The following is a 24108-nucleotide window of genomic DNA, read 5'->3' as shown; positions in this document are numbered from 1 at the left end:
CCCCTAGCTTTCGTGCCTCAGCGTCAGTAGAGACCCAGTGAGCCGCCTTCGCCGCCCGGTGTTCATGATGATATCAACGCATTTCACCGCTCCACCATCAGTTCCGCTCACCCCTATCTCCCTCAAGCCCTACAGTTTCAAGCGCAGTTCCACGGTTGAGCCGTGGGATTTCACACCTGACTTGTAGGGCCGCCTACGCACCCTTTAAGCCCAGTAATTCCGAATAACGTTCGGACGGTTCGTCTTACCGCGGCTGCTGGCACGAACTTAGCCCGTCCTTCCTCTGAGGATCAGTCAAAATTTCTTCCCCTCTGACAGCGGTTTACAACCCGAAGGCCTTAATCCCGCACGCGGCATCGCTTGGTCAGGCTTGCGCCCATTGCCAAAGATTCTCGACTGCAGCCACCCGTAGGTGTCTGGGCAGTATCTCAGTCCCAGTGAGACGGGCCACGCTCTCACGCCCGCTAACCATCGTCGCCTTGGTAGGCCATTACCCCACCAACAAGCTAATAGTGAGCAGTCTCATCCCCGGGCGCCGGAACTTTGATCCGTAGATGTTATTTGGTATTACCGCCAGTTTCCCGACGCTATCCCAAACCCGAGGGTAGATAAACCACCTGTTACTCTCCCTTTCGCCGCTGTCCCCTCGAGAGCAAGCTCTCTCAGTTATCGCGCGACTTGCATGCCTAATCCATGCCGCCAACGTTCATTCTGAGCCAGAATCAAACCCTTCAATTGTTATATGCTTTTACGACTCACCGAAGTGAGACGCTTATGAGCAACAGTTAAAGCGTTTGAACTGCTCTTTGCAAAACAATTCAAATACAGTTCATCGTGATTGTCTTCTCCAAAACTCCTTCAAGCCCGAAGGCCTGAATCGGTCTCAGTGAAGTCCAGTCTCACGCCGAACTTAACAGAGGTCACAACCAAATTGTCAAAGATCAAAGCCCGAGAAACGTTGTCTCTCAGTTTTTGTTTTCCTCACTGTCAGGGCCAATGCCTTCAAGTGAGACGGTCTATCCTATCGGATTGAGGATGGGCGTCAACGGGCCCAAAGGCTTTTTGTGCAGATTTCATGAACTTGTGTCGTAAACCCTTATAAAACAAGCGTTTTTCGAGGTCTGAAAATGGAAAGATCTCCACTTTGGGTTCCTGGTGATCGACCTACTTGCGGCTTTTCTGAGGGTCGAATCAGGGGTATGCTTGACCCTTGTTCTATCCAACTCCTTCTTGAAGCGTTTTCCCATGTCGACTGCCTGCCGAGGCGTTCGCGGTGCGACCACCGTCGAGAGCAACAATCGTGAAGAGATATTGCGAGCTACGCGAGAATTGCTTGCGTTGATGATTCGTCAAAACGGCATCGAAGGGAAAGATGTCGGCAGCGCTATCTTTACGGTGACCAGCGACATTAATGCCGAGTTCCCCGCTTTAGCCGCTCGCCAGCTCGGCTGGATGGACGTTCCGCTGATTTGCACGCATGAAATCAGCGTGCCGGGGTCACTACCGCTCTGCATCCGCATCATGCTGAACTGGAACACGGCTAAGTGTCAAAAGGATATTCAGCACGTCTATATCAAGCAGGCCGTCCGGCTTCGACCTGACCTATCTGACCTGCCGCCGGTCGATTGGAAGGCGCTGGATGCTTGGATCGAAGCGCAGATGAGCGGCGCCAAATAGCCGCGATTGCTAGCATGCCGAATTGCGTGCCATGGTCGTAAGCCATGGTTTGATAGTCATTTAGGCGCGATGCCGTGTGGTTGCGCTAGCGGTCCCCCCAAGAATCTCGCCAACGCTTGGCATGAAAATCGCAACCCATTCTTAACCGGTTGCGTAGAACGAGTTGGCGCCCCGTTTCGTCGCAGTATCAGGATTTGTGACGACGCTATTGCGCGAAAGTACCGCAACTTATGCCAACTTCCGAATAATTCAGATTGCGACCGCCTATAATTAACGATATCTTCAAAAAGCACACATCTGGAATTCACATGCGGGGATCCTCCGCTGGGGGTTCGGGGAGTGGGCAAGGATTGCCAGTTTCTAGCAGGAGACGATGCCGTGACGGACATGTATGTCGCGTATGCGATTGTCACTGGGCTCTCTTTAGCAGCATTCTTTGCTGTGCGGTCGCTTTCTAGGGATTGGTCGGACGCTTCTTTGAATCTTCTGGCAGGCATGATTGTGCTCGCCATCGCGGGCTACGCTTGGTTCCTGTGGGACAGCGAAGTAATGGCGAAATGGCTTCCTTTTTCGTCTCTTCTGGTCCTGGGTAACTGGTTTCCGATCGGCGCCGCCGCAATGGCCGCCGTCGTCTCGAATCGACTTCAGGACCAAGGGGCGCGGCGAGCTCTGCCGATGGGAGCGATGCTTTGCGTTGGCGGATTTGCGGCTGTCTATTTGGTTCTCGGCAGTGCGCCGAAGTGCGGCGACCTCTGGAGCGACGATGGGGTCTGTTATCAAACCACGCAAAAGACGTGCTCTGCAGCTTGCGCCGCAACGCTGCTTGGGCAATATGGACTTCCGGCCTCGGAACAGGAGATGGCTGAGATTTGCTTTACTCGCAAGGGAACTTCCTGGAAGGGAATCTACCGCGGCTTAAAGCTGAAGACGGCGAATGCAAATCTGCATGTGTCTGCGGAAAAGCTCAACTTCGACCAACTCGCGAAACTGGATCGTCCCGTCTTGCTGCAGGTCGGTATTCAGCAGTGGCAAACGCTGGGGCATGCGTCCGGCATGGAGGTGGAAGAGGGCTGGACTCCGGGGACCATGCACTCGGTGATCTGCCTAGGCGTGATTAATGATAGTCAAGTGTTGATCGCCGATCCGAACCCCAGCATCGGCGTGGAAGTCTGGCCGCGCGAGTCGCTGGATCGCCTGTGGCGCGGCAATGCTCTCTACTTGTCAACCGATCAAGCAAGCCAGACCGGTTTGATTGATAACAACCTGCACGATCACTACGCCAATCGCTAGTTGGCTGCAGCAGATCGAATGAGGCGATCTTCCGTGACGAGATAGTCGATCGGCAGGTCGTGGGGCTCCGTCGGAATCTGGGCCGTAAGCTGGCATTCAAAGGCCAGCGCGCACGTCACGGCCTGCGGTCGCATCTCACTTAGCAATCGATCGAAATAGCCTTTGCCGTAGCCGAGGCGATTTCCGTGCAGGTCAAACGCAACTCCCGGCAGGATCGCCAAGTCGATCTCAACGGGCGATATCCGCTTTGAATCTCGAAGTTGGTGTCGCGGCTCAAGGATGCCGAAACGTCCCGTTGCAAGTTCCGACATGTTGGAGAGTAGGAACAGGCCTAGATGATTGTCGTCCAGGCAATAAGGAACGACGACTCGTCGCTCGTCAGCGAGCAGCTGGTGCAGCAGCGACCGCGTGTCGACTTCGCAGCGAGCATTGACATAGCACAGGAGGGTCGCCGCCGATTGCTGGGGCAGCCAGTTGCTGATGCGCGCCTGAATTCTTACGCTCCGCTCTGATCGATCGCCCAACTGATTACGGGCAGCCAGGAAGCTTTGGCGTAGAGTCTTTTTTTGTTGTAAAGCGTCCTGCGCCACAGCCAGTCATTTCAGAAGGAGCTTTAGGAAACCAACGACGATGGAAACAGGGGTTGGCCGAAAAAATAGAGGTGCATCGCGACGCTCGCACGTATCGACGCAACAAGCAGCAGTATCGCCGCTAACAACAGCAGGAACCAGGCTTGTCGAGCAGGAATCATGCCTGATCGCCAGATGATGACGCCCATCGCTAGAAGAACCAACGGGACGCCTGCGATCGTAATCAGGCAAAGGAGCGCTCCCAAGCCTCCGGTTCCCAGGGCAATTGGAAGCCAGGGGATCACACGTTTGCTATCGGGCGTTGCATCGGCCGAGAGGAATGGAGAGTCAAGTCGAAGCGGCGTAGGTGGACTGGCCAACTCGGCCGATATGATCTCTTCCTCCGCGCTCTCAGGTGGAGAGGTCGCCGCGTTGGCGACAATTGGGCTGGAGTGAAGATACGTGGGCAGGATATGCATTCGGCGAATCGGCGGGATGTCGGCGAGCGCGTCGATCTCGAAATCTCGACCGCAACGCCAGCAACGATTGACGGCGCCGATCAGCTCTTCTCCGCAATTGCTGCAAATAGTCGACACGAGTTTGGTCCGCTCTGGGAAGCCTTGGTTCCAGTCCACACTAGCAGGTAGCGTAATCGAAATTGGTCGAGTTCGCGAGCGAACGCCTTGATTGACGGTTCGAAATAAAACAGCCCCGTTCGCACATGGCGAACGGGGCTATTCGTTTGTCAAATGCCATAGCGAAGACTACTTCGCTTTGGCCGCTTTTTCTTTCAAGCGATCGGCGACGACTTCTTCTTGGATATTCGACGGAGTCGGCTTGTAGCTGTCGAACTCCATGCTGAATGTTCCTTGCCCTTGCGTCATGCTGCGCAGGATCGTCGAGTAGCCAAACATGCAGGAGAGCGGAATTTCGGCCGTGATGACCGAAGTTTCGCCGTTCGAGTCGGTGCTGGTCACCATGCCGCGTTTCGCAATCGCATCGCCGGTAACCGGGCCTTGGTACTCTTCCGGTACTTCGATTTCGACCTTCATGATCGGCTCTAGCAAGGTCGGCTTCATCTTCATGAAGTTCTCGCGGAAACAGCCCTGGGCACAAATGCGGAAGGCCATTTCTGACGAGTCGACGTCATGGTACGAACCGTCCTGCAGGACCACCTTCAGGCCGACCACCGGGAATTCGGCGACCGGACCTTTGAGCAGCACGTCTTCGAAGCCCTTTTGGACCGCCGGGATGTATTCCTTGGGAATGCGCCCTTGCGAAACCTTGTCTTCAAACACAAAACCTTCGCCGCCATCTTCCATCGGTTCCATGACGCCGACAATGTGGCCGTATTGGCCAGAACCGCCGGTTTGCTTTTTGTGCTTGTAGTTGAACTCCACGGCCTTGGTCGGGGCTTCGCGATACGAAACCTTCGGCGGGCCAGTGACGACTTCTACCTTGTATTCGCGTTTGATCCGCTCGACATAAACTTCCAGGTGCAGCTCGCCCATGCCTGCGATCAGCGTTTCTTTGGTTTCCTCGTCGGTGAAGACGTGGAACGTGGGGTCTTCCTTGCGGAAACGCTGCAAGGCTTTGCCCAATTTGTCGCTGTCGTCGCGGCTCTTTGGCGCGACGGAAATCTTGATCACCGGGATCGGCACAAAAATGCTTTCCAGTGAGCAGTAATTTCGCTCCGACGCATAGGTATCGCCAGACGCGCAGTCGATGCCCATCACGGCGACGATGTCACCAGCGGTGGCGACATCGATCTCTTCACGCTTGTCAGAGTGCATTCGCACGATACGCGAGAAGCGATCGGTTTTGCCGGTACGCTGATTGACGTAGCCTTTGCCTTTTTCAATCTTGCCTTGGTAGATACGCATGAAAGTCAGCTGACCGTACGGATCTTCCACAATCTTGAACGCCATGCCGACAAACGGCGCATCGGTTTCGCACGAAAGGGGAATCAGGACGGTCGGGTCTTCGACGTCCTTCGCTTTGTATTCAACTTCCAAAGGCGAAGGCAGGTACCGCGTAATCGCGTCAAGCAGCGGTTGAACGCACTTGTTCTTATAGGCCGAGCCCATGAAGACCGGCGTAATGTTCAGACCGAGGACCGCATCGTGGGTCACCTTGTGGACCAGTTCGGCGGTCGGCTCTTCTTCGGCTAGCAGCAGTTCCATCAACTCGTCGCTGTAAAGCGAGAGCGATTCGAGCATGTGCTGACGAGCTTCCTGCGCCTTTTCGAGCAAGTTGGCCGGAATTTCCTCGGTGCGGACGATTTCGCCTTGATCGCCGTCGTTGTAATAGGCTTTCATCTCGACCAGGTCGATGACCCCTTCCAGCTTGTCCTCCAGCCCGATCGGAATCTGGAACGCGATCGCGTCGACATTTAGCTTGTCGCGCATCTGCTGGATAACTTTGTCGGGGTTGGCGCCGGTGCGGTCCATCTTGTTGATGAACGCCAAGCGGGGCACTTTGTAGCGCTTCATCTGGCGATCGACCGTCAACGACTGGGCCTGCACGCCGCCGACCGAGCAAAGGACGAGTACGGCGCCGTCGAGCACGCGGAGGCTACGCTCTACTTCGACCGTAAAGTCGACGTGGCCCGGGGTGTCGATCAAGTTGATCGGGTACCCTTTCCATTCGACGCTGGTCGCCGCGCTGGTGATGGTGATGCCGCGCTCTTTTTCGAGCTCCATATGATCCATGGTAGCGCCGTCACCGCCGCCGCGGACGTCTTCGATCTTATGGATGCGACCGCTGTAAAACAGAATGCGCTCACTCAGAGTCGTTTTTCCAGAGTCGATATGAGCGGAAATACCGATGTTTCGCAGTTTGGCGAGGTTCATAGTAAAGGAGTTCAAAAAAGGTCGAGGTTGAAGGAAAACAACTCAAGCGCGAACGCTTTAATTTATGGGATCCGACACAGGTCAGAGGAGAGAGGTCCCGAGAAAGGGAGCCGTGCGGTGGACCTGCGCGAGACAATCTTAATAGATTGGGCGAAACGGACTAGGTCACTTCGGCCGTCCGTAGGCTGCGCATGTCAAACGCCGGGCTAGGCGCGAATTCCTGGACCGACCGTGATTGGGCGGCGTTTCGGCAGTCGAGTTTCCACGACAAAAAACATGGGAATCGCGTCTCGTAAAAACGTAAGTACTTAAGAGCTACCGCTTTAGCCGGGGAGTCCACCGCCTATTGCGGCAGGCTGCGGTCAACGGCACGCATCTTTCCATTATCCCCGGTTCTTCCGCAAAGTCTAGTCACGAATCTTCCTTCGCGGTAGACAAAATTCATTTACTTTTTACTTAGAAGCGGGAATTACCTTGCAGGTTCGCGAAAAGGCTGCTCGGTACGATAGAGTTGGAGACGCTCTTCCACTTGGATGGCGTGAGGTTCGGTCGCAATTGTTTTGGCCTGTTCCGCCGTCTTTACCGCTTCGTCAAATTGACCAAAGTTTGCTTGGGCGGCGGCAAGCGTGTCGAGGTACCGAGCATCGGGCGTTTCGATCTGAGCGGCCGCTTCGGCGGCGTATCGCAGCGCCAAATCGGCGTCGCGGACGTTCGATTGCGGGCAAGTTGCTAGCACCCAGGCCATGCCTTGTTTGGCTCGCGCCAATTCCGGATCGAGTTGGATCGCCTTGCGGTAATCTTGCAGTCCGCGCTCCCAGTAGCCCAGATCGCTATAAGCGTCGGCGCGATTGGCGTAGCCAAGCGGGTCGCTCGGAGCGATGCGGATCGCCTGGCCAAAATCGGCCAGCGCGGCCTGATAGTTTTCGGACAAATATTGGGCGTTGCCGCGGCTGTTAAAGGCGCCTGCATCGGTTGGCTTTAGCTGGATAGCGCGGCTGTAGTCCGATATTGCTTGTCGCATCCGGCCAGCTTGATAGTGGAGTTCGCCCCGGTTGAACCACGAATTGGGGTAGTTGGGATTGAGCGAAATCGCCAAGTCGAAATCCTTTATCGCTTCATCGCTTTTGCCTGCCGCGGCTAAGCTGACTCCCCGATTGTGAACGGCGGTCGCCAACTTAGGTTGCAGCTTTACGGCCGCGTCAAAGTCGGCCAACGCCGCTTCGTCAAGCTTGGCGACATCGGCTGGGTCGGTCGCGGCTGCGGCTTTGTCGGCTAAGGCTTCGCCCCGTTTGTTGAGCGCCCAGGCCTGCAATTGGTGGAAGTACTTCTCGTGCTCGGTCGGCAGCGTCAGGGTCTGCGCCTCTTCGCAAATGCTGATGATCGCGGCGTATTCGACTTCGCTTTTGGCGGCTTTGCTCTGTTCGGCGGCGGATCGCACCAACGCATTGATCTGTTCCGAGTCGTCCGCTAGTGCAGGGGACAAGCAGGAGAAGAGCAGCGGAAGTGCGATGGAGATGGTCAGGAGGATAGCGCGCATGAGTTCTTCCGGGACTGAGAGAAATTGCGACGAGAGTTTGAGGGCTGTCTCTTCAAGTTATCGCGATTTACGGCCACTTTCTAGTTCGACTGCGAGGATTTGAACGATTGCAGCGGCTCAGCGGGGCCGCACCGCGCCAATGTTTCTTTTTCGCAACCGTTTCTTTTTGACAGCATCGAGTCCTGGTGTACGGTTGAGCGACGCGCCAGCTACATCAGGGAGCCAAATGATGATTATGGAGAATATTCCGCAGTTAGAACCGATTTCTGACAGCGGACATTCGCGTGGACGCGTGCTGATTTGTGATGACGACGTGACGCAACGCGAAGTGCTGGCGATCATCTTACAAAAGAACGGGTTCGAGACCATCGACACCGGTCTCGGGGGCGAGTGCCTGCATTTTGCGGCCAGCGAGCAAATCTCGGCGCTGCTGCTGGACATTGATCTTCCGGACGCCAGCGGGCTCGATATCTGCGAAGAGATTTCGGACGCTCAGCGGACGCATCAATTGCCCATTATTTTGGTCAGTGGAATGCAACGAGCGGACCTGGTTCGCTCGGCCCGCCGCCGTGGAGCTCGCTTTTTTCTACAAAAACCATACGACCCCGCAGCGTTAATTGCCCTGCTAGAACGGGCTCTGGACGAAACATCTCCCTGGTAAACGCGTGTAGGTGGTTGAAAAGGGGGTAGGAAGTTTGATATCCTATCCTCCTTCCACTCAACATTAAGTTTTGCAGAGGGACCGTCAAAGGTCCTTATACGTCCGGAGAAGTTCGTGGGAACGAAGAAAACGGGAAAAGGTCGGCGGAAAATTGGTCGTAAAAAGCGACGCATGCGTGCGAAGATTCGTCATCGCAAGAAGTGATTCATCTGCCGAATCGCCTTTCTAAAAGATCAACGCAATACGCCGAAAGCGACGGCCTGTAGGTCGTCGCTTTGTGCTGCGCAGGTTGGCGAACTCGCGGCCCGTCTCCCTTCTGGGGAAGGGGGAGCTGCCTGTTCTTTTTTCTCTCGCGGGCGGTGTCGAAAGATCGCTCGGAACGCCCCAACTGCTATAATCTAACTAGTCGTCAGGGGTTTCTTTACCGTTTCGCTTCCGCAGCGAAATTCGTGGGACCAAGCGGGGCGGTTCTGAATAAATTGAAAGAGGCGTCACTTCCTCGCTTGTCTCGGCGCTCCTGGATTCTCCTCGCTTTTCGCAGAACTCGATCGTCCATGTTTCGAATTCCCGCTAGGCCGTCGCGCGCCGAGTTGGTCGCATTGATTGCCGCCTTCGCGTGCTGCATGTATGCGAGCAGCGCCGCCGCCCAGATGACTCCAGAGTCGGAAGGGACGCGAGCCAGCGTCGCGGATAAAGGGGAGACGCTCTATTATCTGCCGACCGCCGACAATGAGTACAAGTTCATCGTCGAGTCCTCGTACCAGGAATACATGAAGTGGTACAACGGCGACCGCAAAAATAGCGGCGGCTCTGGGCTGCCGAAATACGTGCTCAATTTGGTCGATGTCGAAGGAAAAGCGGCGGACGGGTTCGTGGATCTCGTTCTCGCCTACCATTTCGAGTTGCATGAGCAGGGGTGGATCAAGACCTCGTTGGGGCTCGCCGGGGCTGGGTTGCGCGGATCGCCGACCGTGTCGGACAAATCGGAATGGGTCATCAAGCCCGATTCAAGCACGGGCAAATATAATCTTTGGCTGAAAAACGAGTCGAGCGAGTCGCCGCATAAGGTGGAAGTGCGGCTCAATGCTCGCGTGCGGACCGAATCGAACGGCGATGAAGTCCGATTCAATTTAAACGTCGCGTCGACGACTCAGTTTCAGATGCAATTGTCGCTTCCGCCCGATGTGGTTGCGACGCCGACCGGAAACACGATCGTCACGGCGACCGAACATCAAGAGGATGCGACGCTCGTTTCGGTGGAATTGACCGGCAGCAGCACGATGCAACTGACCTGGGGCTCGAATCGTCGCTCTATGCAGGATGATGTCGCTATCCTGCGCGCGACCGGCGATATCGTGACGACGATTGAAGACGATTTGCAATTGAAGACGACCGCCAATCTGCAAGTCACCTCGCTCAACGGAGTTCCGATCGAATCGTTTGACGTTCGCATCGCCGACGACGCCGAATGGCTTCCTCCTTCGCAGACGGTCGACTATGAACTGCGCGAGGTCTTCTTGCCGCAAGGAGAAGGGATCGAGCAGCGATTCATTCGGGTGGAATTCACTAACATCTCCAACAAGCTGGCTACCCGCGAAATCGAAATAAAGACGAGTCAGATCGGCGGCGCCGACACGCAGGAAAGCCGCATCAAGGCCGGGCTCTTCGACGTCTGGCAAGCGAAGGAACAGGAAGGGGAGCTGCGACTCAAATACAGTGAGAACGTCATCGCAAGCTGGAGCATGCGCAACTATCGCCGCGAGACGGTCGGCGAATCGATGGATGAGCGCGCCGCGTTCTCTTACGCCGCGCAGCCTGCCGAGTTAGAAATCAAAGCGACGACGAATCAGCCGATCCTGCAGGCGACCAGCGCCGCCTATCAGTTTGTGATCAACGAGACCGTCGCTCAGGTCGACGCCGACTTTGTCTTCTCGGTTCCCAAATCATACAGCGAATCGATCACGTTTGATCTGAACGGTTGGGAAAGCGTCGTGAAGTTTAAAGAAAGCGACGTCGATTGGGCCCAAGTGGATACGGTCGAGGGCCAATGGAGCGCGCCGCTGCTGTCGACCAGCATGGATCGAACAACGACGACGGCGCGATTAGCGCGAGTGTCGTTCACGGCGACTCTTCCGCTGCAGATGGACGAAATGGGGATCGTTTCGCTACCGATGATTCGACCTCAGATAACGCAACCTACCGCCGCTTCGATCCTTTTACGCACCGCGCCGAACCTGAAAGCGATTCCCGAATTTGGCTTGGACTCTCCCTACCAAATCGACGTGCTTGCCCAAGATGAAAACCTTGGCGCCCAACGCCTCCATTTGCGGATGTCCCCGTCCGAACAGGCGCAGCCGTTGCGATTGGAGCTCGAAAAAATCGAACAGCAGTTATTTGTGACGCCGCGGGCGGCGATTGATATCGAACCGCCGCTCCAGGCGTTGGACGCAGCGCCGCTCGATTCGCGTTGCCAAGTGGTGCAAACGTTCAAGATTCATGCGTTCTACGGCGGAGTCGGCAATTTGCTACTGCATGGCGCGCCCCGATCTGCGCTGGCCGATTTGGTGATTCGCCTAGATGGAGAAGAAGTCGGGTACGCTCAACTGCAATCGCCGCCGGACGGAACGGAATCGGCGCTGCGAATTGACGTATTGGGGCAACCATCCGAAGCGGAATTGACGCTGGAATATAAGGTCAGCTCGCCCGGCGCCGCTTTGGCCAGCTCTGGAGAATTGGCGCCGATGATTACGACCATTCCGCTGATTTCACTCGCGGCGGACGAATCGCCGTCAGGCCCCGTCAAGATGGTGATCCGCCCTACCGAACTTTCAATTTCGTCACATACCGGCATCCAGGTCGTCGCACCTGATCCGGCCTGGGCCGAAGTGCGGAGTTCCGACGCCAACGTCTTGTTGCAATTGGAGTCGGTCGCGACCAGCGAAAGCGCCGCGCCGACCGCTGTCACCTTGGAGTTCTCTAAGCGCCCCGGCGGCGTCGGCGATTTACGAACGCGCGTCAAGCGTTGTTGGATCCAGGAAGCGTTGACCTCCGATCATCGTCGCACCCGCGCGTGTTTCCTGCTGCAGACGAGGCAGCCGTCGCTGACGTTGCACTTGCCAGCCGAAGCGAAAACGTTTGAAACCAACTGGAAGTCGCGCCAGATTCCGAGCGACGAGTCCGACGGAATCACGCTGCAAATCGATCCGTCAGAACTGTCGCGCACGACGGCGATGGATACGCTGGAAGTCTGGTACGAGATCGAAGGGATGGGGCTTGAAAGCGGCGCCGCGCTGCATGCTCCAATTTTGGAGGATGCAGTCTATCTGGAGCCGGTTTACTATCAATTGGCCTGCCCAAGCGATTGGTTTTGCCTGTCGGCGCCGGGATTGGCCGAAGAGATGAACTGGGAGTGGGACGGACTTAGCTACATTCCGATCGAACGAATTCATCAGGATCGATTAGAAAGCTGGGCAAATGCGAGCGAGCAAGATCAGTTTCCGCCGGGAATGAGCCAATATCTCTACAGTTCGATCGGCGCTCCAAAATCGATCCGCCCCTGGTTTGTGCGTCGCCGCAGTTTGATGTTGGCCTTTGGCGGCGTCACCTTGGCGATTGGACTGGGACTTTTTTATCTGCCGCATTTGCGCCGCGCGTCGGTCGTGGGCGTCCTGGTCGCCGTCGCGGCGGCGATGGCGCTCTTTTACCCGCATCACGCGGTTCTGCTGGGCGGTATGGCGGCGATCGGCCTGGCCTGCAGCTTGTTCTCGATCGTCTTGTATTTCGCCTTGGGAACGCGTCGGCCGTCACGCACCGTCGTGCGCCGGACCGGCTCAGAGTCGCAGATGCGCGCTTTGCCCACCGAACCGCAAGAACCGGCTTCGACAACGGCTGGCTCCGCACTTCTGAAGTCCTCTTCGGCGGAGGCGTAGCATGTCGCGATCGATGTTAGTGATAACGGCGCTGTTGTCGACGGTGTTGGGAGGATCGCTCGCTAGGTGCGACGACGATGTTGCGCCGATCGAATTTCGTCGGCTCTACGTCCCCGTTGGGCAAGAGAAAATTTGGCCACGCAACGGATTCATCTACGCGCCCGTCATTCGGCTGAGCGACTTTGAAAAAGGAGTTCAGGCAATTCGAGCGACGCGCGGCGGTCCCGGCGATGTTGCGCGAATTCGCCGCACCGATTTGGTGGGCCGCGTCAGCGAGAGCATGATCGAAGGAGAAGCGACCTTTGAACTGTCGCTGGCTCAAGAAGACTTTGACCAGCAACAACAGTTTGTTTCGTTCGAAGGAACCAATCTCGAGTTCTCTCCGCTGGAATTGTTGGCCCCGATGGCCATTTCGAATCAAGCGTCGGTCAGTCGCCCCGGCGTCAGCAACGGCGAAGTTGGCGTCTGGGCGGCGGAAGCCGCGCCCAAGTTCCGCTGGCGCGCCGTCGCATCCGAATTGGGAGAATTTTCGCTACGGCTGCCCCCCGCGGCGTCGTCGAGTTTGCATCTTCATCTGGGTGCGGATCAGCAGATTCAAGCCGATATTGGGATCGTGCAGGAAATCGAATCGGCCAGCGACGAGGATGATGAACTAGGAGAATGGCTGCTGCTGCCTGACGCGTTGGGCCAAATTGAATTTAGAATCGTTGACCGTCGCAGCGCCAATTCGGCGTCACCGCTGCATGTCGCTCAGCACTGCGACTACAAAGTCGGCGCGGCGAGCATCTCGGTTATGGCTCGATTTATCTGCGTTTCAACTGCCGAACCGCTGCGCAAGTTTGAACTATCCAGCGACGCTCGCTTGATTTTAACCGGCGTCCATCTGGTCGACCGTCAGCAAGGTCGCCGCCCGGTCGCCTGGGAGCAATCTCCACCGAACGAAGCGGGCAAACGGAGACTGACCGTTCGCTTGCCCGAAAATGTAGAGCAACTTACCGAGTTTGAGTTTTCGGGCGTCGTTCCGGTGGAAAGCTCGCCTGCGACGCTCCAAGCGCCTCTTTTGACGGCTGATCCGGCGGTGTGGCAAGAAGCGGAACTGATGGTTTCGCTGGATGACACGTGGCGCATGACCACGCTGAATGTGCGCCAAGGGAAACAACTCCGCTTTGAGGAAAGTATCGACGAGAGTCACGCAACGGCTCAGTTCGTGCTGTTTGCTCCCTCGGCTTCGATTGACTTTTCTCTCACTCGGATTGAGCCTCGCTTGCGATATCGCGTGGGCAATTCGGTCCACATTGGGCCGACCAAACTTGTCGCCCAGACCACGGCGATCATCTCGGCGGACAAGGGAGAAACGCTTGAACTTGATTTTGGACCATTAACGAACGACTGGAAAGTCGATTCGCTGGCCACCGATTCGGCGGAAGCGCCGCTGGATCGGTGGTATATCGACGACGATGGTCGACTACACGTTCGGCTCAAACAACCGATCACGTCGACCGAGGCAGTCACGCTACGCGGCAAGTTTTCACGGCCACGGCGTGATACTGAAATCGGATACGACACGCGCAAACTGAAACCGATGCAATTCGAAAGCAACGTGCTGGCGGATTGGATTCGCATCTCGGCGGATGAAACGCTTGAGTTGCGTCCCTCGCCGGAGTCGGCTGAGTTGCTGGTCGACGGAACCATGCTGTCAGATGAGACGAAACTTCTGCTGCCAGGCGAAGCGAAGCAATCGAACAGCCTGGTGTTCGCTGCGAGTTCGCCCCGCTACGGCGATCCCGTCGTGCTCGCGGTTCCGAAACGGGGCGGCTATCGCATGGCGATACGTAGCGACGTGTTGCTGCGCGGCGACCGAATGAAAGAACACATTGCGATTCACGTAGATGGCGCCGGTGATCTCACAGAGCCGATCGTGTTGCACGCGACGGAAGCGGCGGCCGAACTGCAAAATTGGCGCCTAAATGACGGGATGGCCGTGACTTGCGTGCCGTTGACATCCAAAGGCGCTGAAAAGTCTAAGTTGGCGGCGTATGAATTGCGTCTTCCGCCGGGGACACGCTTTCCCGCGACGTTGTCGACCGAGATCACGCGACCGATTTCGGACAGCGTTACTCCTGTGTTACTAGCGACTCCGCAAGGAACAACGCAGACCAATCAGCTGGACGTCGCCGCGCCTCGCCGTTGGCGGTTGACCGTTGGCGAAGACTTTCCGCTCTCGCCGGTCTATGAGAACGCCGCTCCGACTGACGACCATCTGCAAAATCGCGAGTTTCGCTATCGGTCGAGCGATGTCTCGCGCGTTAATGAATTGGACGGGGGACCGTTGTTAACGATTGATAAGGAGCCCGTGGAGCTTGTTCCCTATGCGGAACTGGCCGACTATCGTTATGACCTTCGTCATGATTCGGTCCTGGTCGACGCTGACTATCGCTTGATCGCTTCCCATACCGGGAAACTGGAATTTCAGTTCCCGTCGAAATGCCACTTGCTAGCGGTCAAATTGGATGGCCAGCCGGTTGTCGCAGCGGCAAGGGGAGACGATCGGTACGAAGTCGATATTTACGGCGACGCGCGGACGCAAGTTTGCTCCATTCGCTACAAAACGGCGGCATCAGGATTTCCGCTGTTACGTCCCTTCGCACTGCAGCGACCGCAGACCAGTTTTGACCTCCTGCAATCGATCACGAACATCGAGACGTCGCAGCTGACGTTGTTTACCTGGGATAAGTCGTTGTCGTCGCACTTACGCGCCATGTTTCTCCATGGTTTGTACGTTCCCAACGGAGACTTTACGCGTCTGCGCAAGTTGGAAATCGACGGTCCGGCTGATTCGATTTGGGCCGTTGATCCGCAGCAGATTCAGGCGTTGGGTTATGCGATGCTGGGGATCTCATTTTTGACCGGCTGGTTGACCCCTCGGCGGCGGATTGGTTTGCTGGTCGCCGCCTTGGTGATCGCGCTTGCGGCGATCTTGCTGCCCACAACGCTCGCGCCGATTACCGCCGGCTTGTTGCAAGGATTGGTTGCAGGCGTCATCGTGCGCTGGTTTGCGACCTCGTGGCGCGAAACGGAGTCGAGCGATTCACACAGCGTTCGCACCGCCGCCGGATATTTGCTGGTCTTCGTTTTTCTGCTGCAGGGGACGTCGCTCTGCGCTCAGCAGCCGGCTGCGACCGATGTTAAATCCGTGACCTATCCAATTTGGATTCCGATTGACAGCGAGAAAAAGCCGACCGGCGACGTCTATTTGCCTCAGGCCTTGTACGACTATCTCTTCACCGCTTCGAAGAATCCGATTTACATGTCGCAACGCGTCGATGTGACCGCGGCGTCTTGGCGGATTTCGCCTCCGACCACCAATATGCCGGAAGTTTTTAGCGTCGCCGGCTTGTTTGAGGTTACGTCGACGATCAATGGGACTTCGTTCGCCCTTCCGCTTAGCGCTGATTTTCTGGCGGGCGTCCAATCGGTTCTGGTGGACGAGATCCCCTTGTCGATGGACGATTTCGCAGAAAAGGAACAATTGACGATCGTGTTTGATGATGCCGGCGATCATCGCGTGAAGATCGTCGCTCAGCTTCCCGCTAATCAAAGCGTCGCTTGGGAAACCCCCGTGTGTTTGAACGCGGAACTGCGTTACGAGTCAATCGCCAGCAAACCGATCGCGCAAATCCTAGCGGATGGGAAGCCGCTTCCTTTCCAATCGCTCTCGACCTTTACCAGCGTTCCCTTGGGATCGGTCCGCCAAATTAGCTGGATACCAACCGCCGATTCGCAGGATGGTCGATTTCATGCGAAGCAGGTCGATCTTTTCCAGCTTGGGCAACCTTCGCCAACGTTAATAAGTCGGATTCAATTGACGCCGATCAGCGGTGAAATCAAAACGTGCCGCCTCCAATTTGATCCGCGACTGCGTTGGAACGAAGTGAAATTGCCTGGCGCCGTAATCACAGCCTCGGAGGACGGATTGTCGGCGACTTTTGAACCGCCGATCGCCGAACCGGTCGCCTTGGAGTTCTCGTTCACGCTGGACCAGTCAAGCGGATTAGGATCCTTTGATCTTCCCAGCGTTACCGTTGCAGATGCCGAGACAAAGGAACGTTGGACGGCGATCTCAGCGCCGGCCAGCGTAGCGACGACCTGGCGAAAAGAAGCGAATAGTCTGGCGACCATCGCGACGCCTGCTTTTACCGAAGCATGGCCGGCGCCGATTGACGGTTTACGACGTGCATTTGACCTGAGCAACGAAGCGACGACGCCGGCCGTGGTTGAAGTGCGGCCGGTTGATTCCCGAATGTTCATCACGGCCAATCAGTACGTGCATGTTGGATCGCAAATCTCCGACTATCGACTCGATTTGCAACTAGAAGCGTTGGCGGGCGAACTGACTTCCTTTTCGTTGGAGATGGCCAAGGGGTGGCGCGTAGACGATGTCGCGTTTATCTCCGATGGCGTCGTCCGTGAAGTCGTCTGGCAATACGACGAACCAACTTCGCGTTTGTCCCTCTTTTTCGCTGCGCCGCTGCGGGCGTTGGCCGAGTTACGGATCGAAGGGCATTTTGAAACGGACATGGCGATTGCGCTGCAGATAGAGGCGCCGCGTGTCGTCGACGCGCAAATCGATTCGTCGTATTTGCACATTTCCCACGATCCAGACGTTCGCTTGCGACGCTTGCCAGAAATCGGCGCTCCGATGTTCGACACCGCCGCTAGCGAAGCGGCCCAGCCGTTGGACTCGGTCCAAGGAGTGGCCTACGGCAGTTATCGCGTGCTTGATCCCAGCGGCGTGATGCAGTTGACCATCCGACGAAACAACGTGGAGCTCGGCGGCGAGATGCTCCTGTCCGCCAAGGGAGACGAAGAGGGGTGGACCGTTCGCATCGATTGCCGCTTGCGGTTAAAAAGAACTGCGCCCGACCAATTCGAGTTTCTGGCTCCAGCCAACTACAAGTTGAAATCGACGTCGCTGCTTGGTTTTGACATCACGCAGCGCTCGCTGGGCGCCGCAGGCGTCATCTGGCGGTTACGACCTTTGCGCCCGCTTCCCGAAGAGTTTCAACTTAGCCTGGTCGCCGATGTCGAGACTCCTAGCACCGGCGATCTGGTGATTCGTCCTGTGCGGTTGTTGGGGCAGTATCCGCCGCAATATGTCGCCGTGCCCCGTTCTTTCAATTCGCAACAAATTATTTGGGGAACGCGCGAGCTTCAATCGGTCGCTTTTCCGGATAGCTGGTTTGCGATGCACGTTCCGCCCGGAAGTCAGGTCTACCAGTCACTTTCGGGAAGCTACGAATGCCGCGTTGTCGGCTTGCTGCCCATTGAGGAGACGCCGCGCATCCTGTCGCTGCGGCATGATGTGAAGGTCGCCGATGCGTTGACCTATTTGACATCGACGTCAATTTATTTGTCTCCCGAGGGGAGTGATTTTCTTCGATTTCGTTTGCCGGCTGGAGCAAAGTTGCTTTCGACATCGATCGAAGGCAAAGTGGTTTCCACGACCGCTGATGAGGAGGGCGGCGTGACGGCTCCGCTGCTATCGCGATCCCTGCCGCAAGAGTTGCAAATCGCGTACGTCTATCCAGCGTCGTCGTCCGCGACTCGTCCGCTCGATGTCTTGACGTTTGATTCGCTGGCGATGACTCCGACCCCCATTTGGCGCGTCGAGAGCGAGAAACCGTTGCAAGCCGATTTTTCCCCGCTTTCCGTTGTGGATTGGCGCACCGTTCGATTTGCCGAAGCCTGGCGACATTGGAAGCGCGGCATCCGCGACAGCGACGCATCCAGAAGCGAGATCGACGCTTGGAAAAAGCGACGTCTGCAAGCGGCCGATAACGCCTGGCGTTCGCTGGTGACGTTGTTAGGCGAAGTGCAGGGAGATCGCTTCGCCCCCGAACGTCAATTTCGCGAGGCGACCTCAGGCGATGAACTAGCCATGCTGCAGACCGAAATCGCCAAAACAGGCATCAAGCCACAGAGTGCGCCGGAGACCTGGAGCCACGTTTTGTACGGCAAGGCGGATGTCATTCGCTTGCAATTGAAAAAATCAAATTGGGCCGTCGATTGGCGACGTCCGCTGCTTGTTGCAGGCGGCGTGCTAGCATCGATCGCGCTGTTGGGATTGCTTTGGCGACAGCCTGAATGGATTGACATCTCCGCCGCTTGGATGTCGCGTTGGCCTCACGCTTTGGGCGCCGCCGCCGGCATCGCCTGGGGGCTGTTTCTGCAACCTGCGTTTGTTGGCTGGATCGTTGCGGCGGTGTTCGTTTTGGCGGCCTCCCCGCTTCACTGGGGACGGAGAAATGCAACGGAATCGGGAAGATCTTTTATGGGGAAGTTGGAACGCAGCGTCCATAAAACTCGACGCTAGCTCGACCTCTAGCGAAAATTTACATCGCCAAACGTTAGGTCGTCCGATACTTCTATCTTGGCGGATTGAATCTGATTTGTTACCGTACCTGCTCGACACTCTTCGCGGGGCGAAAGACATCGCCTCCTGACTCTGCTGGCTAACATGGAAGGAGGCCGGAATGATTCTCTCTGGACTACAAGACCTGCCGGTGCACATTCGCTGGATGATCCGTCGTGACATGACGGAAGTATTGCAGATTGAACGGGCCAGCTTTGAATTCCCTTGGGGCGAAGATGATTTCATCCAATGCCTGCGTCAACGAAATTGCATCGGCATGGTGGCCGAGCATGACGAGCGCATTGTGGGCTTCATGATTTATCAGCTGCATCGCACCCGATTGCATGTGATGAACTTTGCGGTCGATCCTAAATGCCGCCGCATGAATATCGGATCGCAAATGATCGCCAAGCTGGCTAGCAAGCTTTCGCCGCATCGTCGTTCGCAAATCTTGTTGGAAGTGCGCGAAACGAACCTCGACGCCCAGCTCTTTTTCCGCAAGGAAGGCTTCAAAGCAATCTCGGTTTTGCGTGATTTCTACGAAGACACGACCGAAGACGCCTACTTGATGCAGTATCGATTTCAACAACCGGTCGAAACCGAAACCGGCTCGCAAATCGCCCGCTTGGCTGGCTAAGCGGCAGTTTCCCGAAACAAGACGAGAGACGTGTCGAACGCCGATACGTCTCTTGTCGTTTCTTGGCGGCGGCGATTCCTGCCGTCATGTTCCCCGGTCTGGCGGCGTTCTCCACTTTGACTTCCGCAAGAAAGTCCGTCTTGGGGTCGGTCCACGCCGAATTTGCGCGACAAACCGACGAGTCGGATTAGTCCGGTTGAATCGACCGAAAAGGGGGGATTCGCATCGCGGCGCCCCGTATTTAGAGCGTTTTGGGGCGTAGGCTATTAGTATCTAACGCCCCCTCCGAATAGTCCGAGATTCATGCTCCGCGTAGTTGAAATCAACGAAATCGAAGCCCTGGCGACGATCCGCGCTAACTGGCGGAAACTATGGCTAGAAACGCCGCACGCTAGTTTTTTTCAAACGCTTGACTGGCTTCGAATCTACTGGCGCCACTTTGGCCGGGATCAACGTCTGCGCGTCTTGATCGTGCTGGATGCGGATCGCATCGTCGGCATAGTTCCGCTGACGGTGGTTCGCGAGCAAACGCGGCTTGGTCCGGTCCGTGTCTTGACCTATCCGCTTTCAGAATGGGGAAGCTACTACGGACCGCTCGGGGTCGATCGCAATCAGACGCTAGGCGCCGCTTGTCGCCATATCCGTGAGACTCCGCGCGACTGGGAACTCTTTGATCTGCGATGGCTCGCGACTGCCGACATCGAAGACGATCTCTCTTTTAGCGCAATGTCGATGGGAGGTCTGACCGCTCATCGCGGCGTTTGGAACGAAACGTCGTTGATCGACGTGCCGGAAAGTTGGGAAAAGTACCTGGCGACGCGCAGTCCCAAATTTCGCAGCGAGATCCGTCGGAAAACGCGCCGCGTGCGCCGCCAGGGCCGGATGGAAATGTTGCGCTATCGACCCCAAGGTCTCGAGGCCGCAGACGGAGATCCGCGGTGGGATCTGTTTGGTCAGGCCTACCACATTGCGCTTACCAGTTGGCAAGGCGCTTCCGTCTACGGTAATACGCTGTCTCACCCAGAAGTAAGCGGCTTTTTTCGCGAGACCCATAAAGCGGCGGCCGAATTGGGAATGCTTGATCTGTGCCTGATCTATGTCGATGGACGGCCATCCGCATTTCTCTACAACTATCACCGTGACGGTGAAGTCTATGGATTGCGTCGCGGCAGCTTGCCCGAGATTCATGAGCTAGGGATCGGAACTGTCGCTACCGCGGTCACGATTGAAGACAGTTGCCGCCGCCGCGATCGTTTGATTGACTTGGGCGCCGGATCGATTCACGCGAAACGCAGTTGGCTCACACGACTCGCGCCGATCGGCCGGGTGACGCACTATCCCACCTTTGAACCCAAAAGCCAGATTTTGCGTTGGTCCCATTGGTGGAAAAACGGCCGGCCTTCGCGCAGGGCCGATCAAACCCGCGCGCAGCAAACGGTCGATCTGCTTTAGAAGTTCGCCCAAGCGAAAAAAAAGCGGACGGCGTCGAGTGACAAAACCGCTTCGAAGCTCGCCCAGCGATCATTCACGACCACTACGGAGCGTGGCAAGCCTGACAGCTATTGGCTGCGGCCACGATCGCCGCAGGAGACGATGTCGCCGCCGGTTGCCGGTCGCCAGAGCGATGATGGCACTCGCTGCAGCATGTCAAATGCGCCAGCGGCGACGCGTCGAGCGAAGCGACTGCCTGCACGACCATTTCGGAAGTGCGAGCTGGCCTTTGCGAGAGACAGACGGCCGGCAGCGAAAGGTTGATCAGATATCGCTCGGCTTCTAGCTGAGCGTTCGCCAACGAGCGACCGTTGCCCCCGTTTGGCAAGGGTTGGCCCACCGATCCCCAATAGGTCGCCAAAACCAACAGTGCGACTAGCGTCGCCGCTGCCGGTACCGCAATATTCAGCCAGAGAGAATTCGGCTGTGACTTGTTTGTCTGCGGATCTTGCCAAGCGGATTCGGCGCCGCGCCAGAAGTCGCCGTCCACCTGCGGCAAGCAGCTTGCTTCCTCCGGCAGCGTTTCCGCAAGTTCGCTGGTTGCGGGCCGCAGCGCCTCGGCCAGGGTCCGACAGTCATGGCAGCAGCGCAAATGCTTTTCGACACTCACGTCCACCGACGGATCGCCGCTCGGGAAGGGCGCTCGGGTGAGGACATCAAAAACGTCGTCGCACGTGGTCAGGCGAAAAGCGTCAGAACGACTAATCATCAAAGTGATCTCCAACTCGACCAGCGGATAAAGTGCCGGCCGTTAGAAGCTCGGTCAAGCGAATCATTCCCTTACGAACTCGGGCCTTAGCGGCCGGAAGGGTGCATCCCAGCGAATCGGCGATCTCTTGGAACTTCATCTGACCGAAAAATCGCAAGCGGACCGCCTCGGCTTGAGACGGCGTCAACTCGGTCAGCAAGCGGCGGACATGTTCATGCCTTTCGGCCGTTATCATCGCCGCCAGCGGTTCGGCCGCCGCATCATCGGCCTGAAATTGAATCACGGGGCTGTCCCCCACTTCGGTCTCGGCCCGGCGCGCCGACTTTTGGTGCAGTCGGTTGCAGTTGTTAATCAGGATCGTCCAGAGCCAAGTCCGAAAGCTATATCGCGAATCATAGGTATCGAGCCAGCGAAACGCATTCAAAAATGTTTGCTGAACGGCGTCTTCCGCTTCCTGCTGTCGCCCGAGTCGACTCATCGCCAAGCGTAGCAGCGGCGATTGATACCGCTGGACAATCTCGGCAAATTTTTCTCGCTGGCCCGCCAAAACGGCGGTCAGCAATTCGCCGTCCGTCGGTTGCTCTGGGGTCGAGGTCATGGCGCTAGGCGGGAAGGGAGCGGTAGGGGCTGATTTTTGGGCGAATACCTGTCAATAAGGTAATAGCGCCCATCGAGTCGATTGGATACCTTTGATTCTTTACGATTGAGCGGAGAACATCAATGGAAACTCCGTCAGAAAGAGTTCCACCCCCCTCAAAGATGCGGTAAGATTCAGGCTTATTCCCCTTTGACGCCGATAGGAATCGAATCATGTCTCGGTTGGTTACTTCCCGCTACTGTCGCCGAACTGGCGCTACGAATCCAGCCGTAATCGTGATTGTGCTGGTCGTGGTCGGTGTCTCGCTGCTCATGTGCAGCGGAATCATGGTGGCGCTGCTACTGCCGGCGGTGCAGCAAGCCCGGGCCGCTGCTCGACGAATGAGTTCGACGAACAATATGAAACAAATTGGCCTGGCGCTGCACAACTATGCCGACACCTATGGCTCGTTCCCCCCCGCCTACCTAGCGGATGAAGATGGAACTCCGATGCACTCGTGGCGCGTGTTGATCTTGCCGTTCCTCGAACAGCAGATGCTTTACAGCCAATATGATTTTGACGAGCCGTGGGATGGCCCCAATAACCGCTTGCTGATGTCGCAGATGCCGGAAACCTACAACGATCCGACGGTGACCAGTCCCGGTGAAGGAGCGACTTCGTACCAAGCGTTGTCCGACGCCAACACCATTCTAAGCGAAGCGACAAATACAAGAATTATGGACATCACCGATGGGACCTCCAATACCGCCATGGTTGTCGCGAACACCGGCGCCATGGTCCCCTGGCTTCGCCCGGTCGATACGAATGTAGATGCCTTCGTACAAGGGATTCCCTTTGAAAACGGCCCGGTCGGCGGCACGCAAATCTTGATGGCGGACGGATCGGTCCATTTCATCAGCGAAAACACGGCGCCGCAAACGCTCCACGATATTTCAACACGCAACGGCGGCGAAGCGCTCTCGAATTATTAACAAAGCTAAGTTGAAGCCCTGCTTTTGATGTCCTCTTATCACGATACAGAGAACGCGCGCCCTTCGCGGTGGCCATTGATTACGTGCGGAATCACCTCGCTGGCGTTTGGGCTCTTTTCATACGTCCTATACCCAGCAGTTTCGACGCCGCGCGATGTCTCTCGGTTCATCAACGTATCGAATGAATTGAAACAGATCGCTCTGGCGCTGCACTATTATCACGATACTTTTGGTGCCTTCCCGCCGGCTTATCTAGCGGATGAAAATGGCAAACCGATGCATTCTTGGCGCGTCTTGATCTTGCCGTTTCTGGAAGAACACGCCCTTTACGATCGATATGATTTCTCCCAGCCTTGGGATGGGCCAGAGAACCTGGAATTGCTGCCAGAGCTTCCAGAATGTTATGAAGATCCGCGACTGGAAACCGATGATCCCGGTTTAACGACGTGTCAGGTAATCGCTGCGCCCGGCGCGGTTTTTGATCCTGAATTTGGGCCGGTGAAATTTCCTGACATCACCGACGGAACGCCCAATACGATTCTGGTGATCGAAAATCTCGGGCGACCCGTTCCTTGGACGAAGCCGGTTGATATGAATTGGGACGACGTCGCAGCCGGCGTGCCGCTCTACAATGCTCCGCGCGATATTGTTGTCGTGGTGATGGTCGACGGCAGCGTGCGCCGCATTCAGAAAGAAGACCTGAGTTTGCTGAAGTCTGCGGCGACTCGCGGCGGCGGAGAGGTTGTGCCATCGCGTTGATGTATCCCTTGCTCCA

At 56.6% G+C, this 24108-nt stretch carries 15 protein-coding genes and 1 rRNA gene (1 of these 16 running past the window's edge); 9 read left to right on the top strand and 7 right to left on the bottom strand.

Features of this window, described 5'->3' with window-relative positions; translation table 11 throughout:
* A 16S ribosomal RNA gene (locus DSM3645_RS31040) occupies positions 1–738 on the bottom strand; it reaches 860 nt to the left of the window's first position.
* A 507-nt stretch (positions 739–1245) separates the two neighbouring features.
* Between DSM3645_RS31040 and aroH the strand changes: the two genes are divergently transcribed.
* Together aroH and DSM3645_RS24185 are read left to right on the top strand one after the other, a co-directional pair.
* A complete protein-coding gene (gene aroH, locus DSM3645_RS24190; protein ID WP_002655257.1) occupies positions 1246–1677 on the top strand; it encodes a chorismate mutase in 432 nt (143 codons plus the stop codon).
* A 477-nt stretch (positions 1678–2154) separates the two neighbouring features.
* Positions 2155–2967, top strand: a complete 813-nt coding sequence (locus tag DSM3645_RS24185) for a cysteine peptidase family C39 domain-containing protein (RefSeq protein WP_161603412.1) — start codon at positions 2155–2157, stop codon at positions 2965–2967.
* Here the strand turns inward: DSM3645_RS24185 and DSM3645_RS24180 are convergent.
* The 4 genes from DSM3645_RS24180 to DSM3645_RS28935 all read right to left on the bottom strand — a co-directional run bounded on the left by DSM3645_RS24180 (position 2964) and on the right by DSM3645_RS28935 (position 7925).
* The gene (locus DSM3645_RS24180; RefSeq protein ID WP_002655255.1) at positions 2964–3557 is read right to left on the bottom strand and encodes a 5-formyltetrahydrofolate cyclo-ligase; all 594 of its coding nucleotides are present in this window, start codon (positions 3555–3557) and stop codon (positions 2964–2966) included. The genes DSM3645_RS24185 and DSM3645_RS24180 overlap by 4 nt on opposite strands.
* A gap of 23 nt (positions 3558–3580) precedes the next feature.
* Positions 3581–4132, bottom strand: coding sequence for a hypothetical protein (locus DSM3645_RS24175; RefSeq protein ID WP_131282817.1), 552 nt, complete (start codon positions 4130–4132; stop codon positions 3581–3583).
* Positions 4133–4300: 168 nt separating this feature from the next.
* Complete coding sequence (fusA, locus tag DSM3645_RS24170; protein ID WP_002655253.1) at positions 4301–6388, bottom strand: elongation factor G; 2088 nt, start codon at positions 6386–6388, stop codon at positions 4301–4303.
* A 469-nt stretch (positions 6389–6857) separates the two neighbouring features.
* On the bottom strand, positions 6858–7925 hold the full coding sequence (locus DSM3645_RS28935) for a tetratricopeptide repeat protein (protein ID WP_002655252.1): 1068 nt from the start codon (positions 7923–7925) through the stop codon (positions 6858–6860).
* Positions 7926–8154: 229 nt separating this feature from the next.
* On the opposite strand from DSM3645_RS28935, the gene DSM3645_RS24160 reads away from it, so the two are divergent.
* The 5 genes from DSM3645_RS24160 (at position 8155) to DSM3645_RS24135 (ending at position 21016) form a co-directional block, all read left to right on the top strand.
* A complete protein-coding gene (locus tag DSM3645_RS24160; protein ID WP_040352983.1) occupies positions 8155–8586 on the top strand; it encodes a response regulator in 432 nt (143 codons plus the stop codon).
* 554 nt (positions 8587–9140) lie between these two features.
* On the top strand, positions 9141–12515 hold the full coding sequence (locus tag DSM3645_RS24150) for a hypothetical protein (protein WP_002655250.1): 3375 nt from the start codon (positions 9141–9143) through the stop codon (positions 12513–12515).
* Between the two features lies 1 nt (position 12516).
* Complete coding sequence (locus DSM3645_RS24145) at positions 12517–18888, top strand: hypothetical protein (protein ID WP_002655249.1); 6372 nt, start codon at positions 12517–12519, stop codon at positions 18886–18888.
* A gap of 160 nt (positions 18889–19048) precedes the next feature.
* Positions 19049–19564, top strand: coding sequence for a ribosomal protein S18-alanine N-acetyltransferase (gene rimI / locus DSM3645_RS24140; RefSeq protein ID WP_040352980.1), 516 nt, complete (start codon positions 19049–19051; stop codon positions 19562–19564).
* 303 nt (positions 19565–19867) lie between these two features.
* Positions 19868–21016: a GNAT family N-acetyltransferase gene (locus DSM3645_RS24135; protein WP_002655247.1), complete on the top strand. Its 1149-nt coding sequence runs from the start codon at positions 19868–19870 to the stop codon at positions 21014–21016.
* 82 nt (positions 21017–21098) lie between these two features.
* Here DSM3645_RS24135 and DSM3645_RS24130 read toward each other — a convergent pair whose 3' ends face one another.
* The gene (locus DSM3645_RS24130; RefSeq protein WP_040352979.1) at positions 21099–21764 is read right to left on the bottom strand and encodes a hypothetical protein; all 666 of its coding nucleotides are present in this window, start codon (positions 21762–21764) and stop codon (positions 21099–21101) included.
* Entirely contained in the window at positions 21757–22362 is a 606-nt protein-coding gene (locus DSM3645_RS28930; protein ID WP_002655244.1) for an RNA polymerase sigma factor, read from the bottom strand. Before DSM3645_RS28930 ends, DSM3645_RS24130 begins: the two co-directional genes overlap by 8 nt.
* Before the next feature lie 212 nt (positions 22363–22574).
* Between DSM3645_RS28930 and DSM3645_RS24120 the strand changes: the two genes are divergently transcribed.
* Positions 22575–23333: a DUF1559 family PulG-like putative transporter gene (locus tag DSM3645_RS24120; protein ID WP_050769500.1), complete on the top strand. Its 759-nt coding sequence runs from the start codon at positions 22575–22577 to the stop codon at positions 23331–23333.
* Between the two features lie 27 nt (positions 23334–23360).
* Complete coding sequence (locus DSM3645_RS28925; protein ID WP_050769499.1) at positions 23361–24092, top strand: DUF1559 family PulG-like putative transporter; 732 nt, start codon at positions 23361–23363, stop codon at positions 24090–24092.
* Positions 24093–24108: the final 16 nt, after the last annotated feature.

It is taken from the genome of Blastopirellula marina DSM 3645, from assembly GCF_000153105.1.
GTDB lineage: Bacteria > Planctomycetota > Planctomycetia > Pirellulales > Pirellulaceae > Blastopirellula > Blastopirellula marina.
The sequence above is the reverse complement of the archived record's forward strand: the minus strand, read 5'-3'. Positions and strand labels throughout refer to the sequence as shown.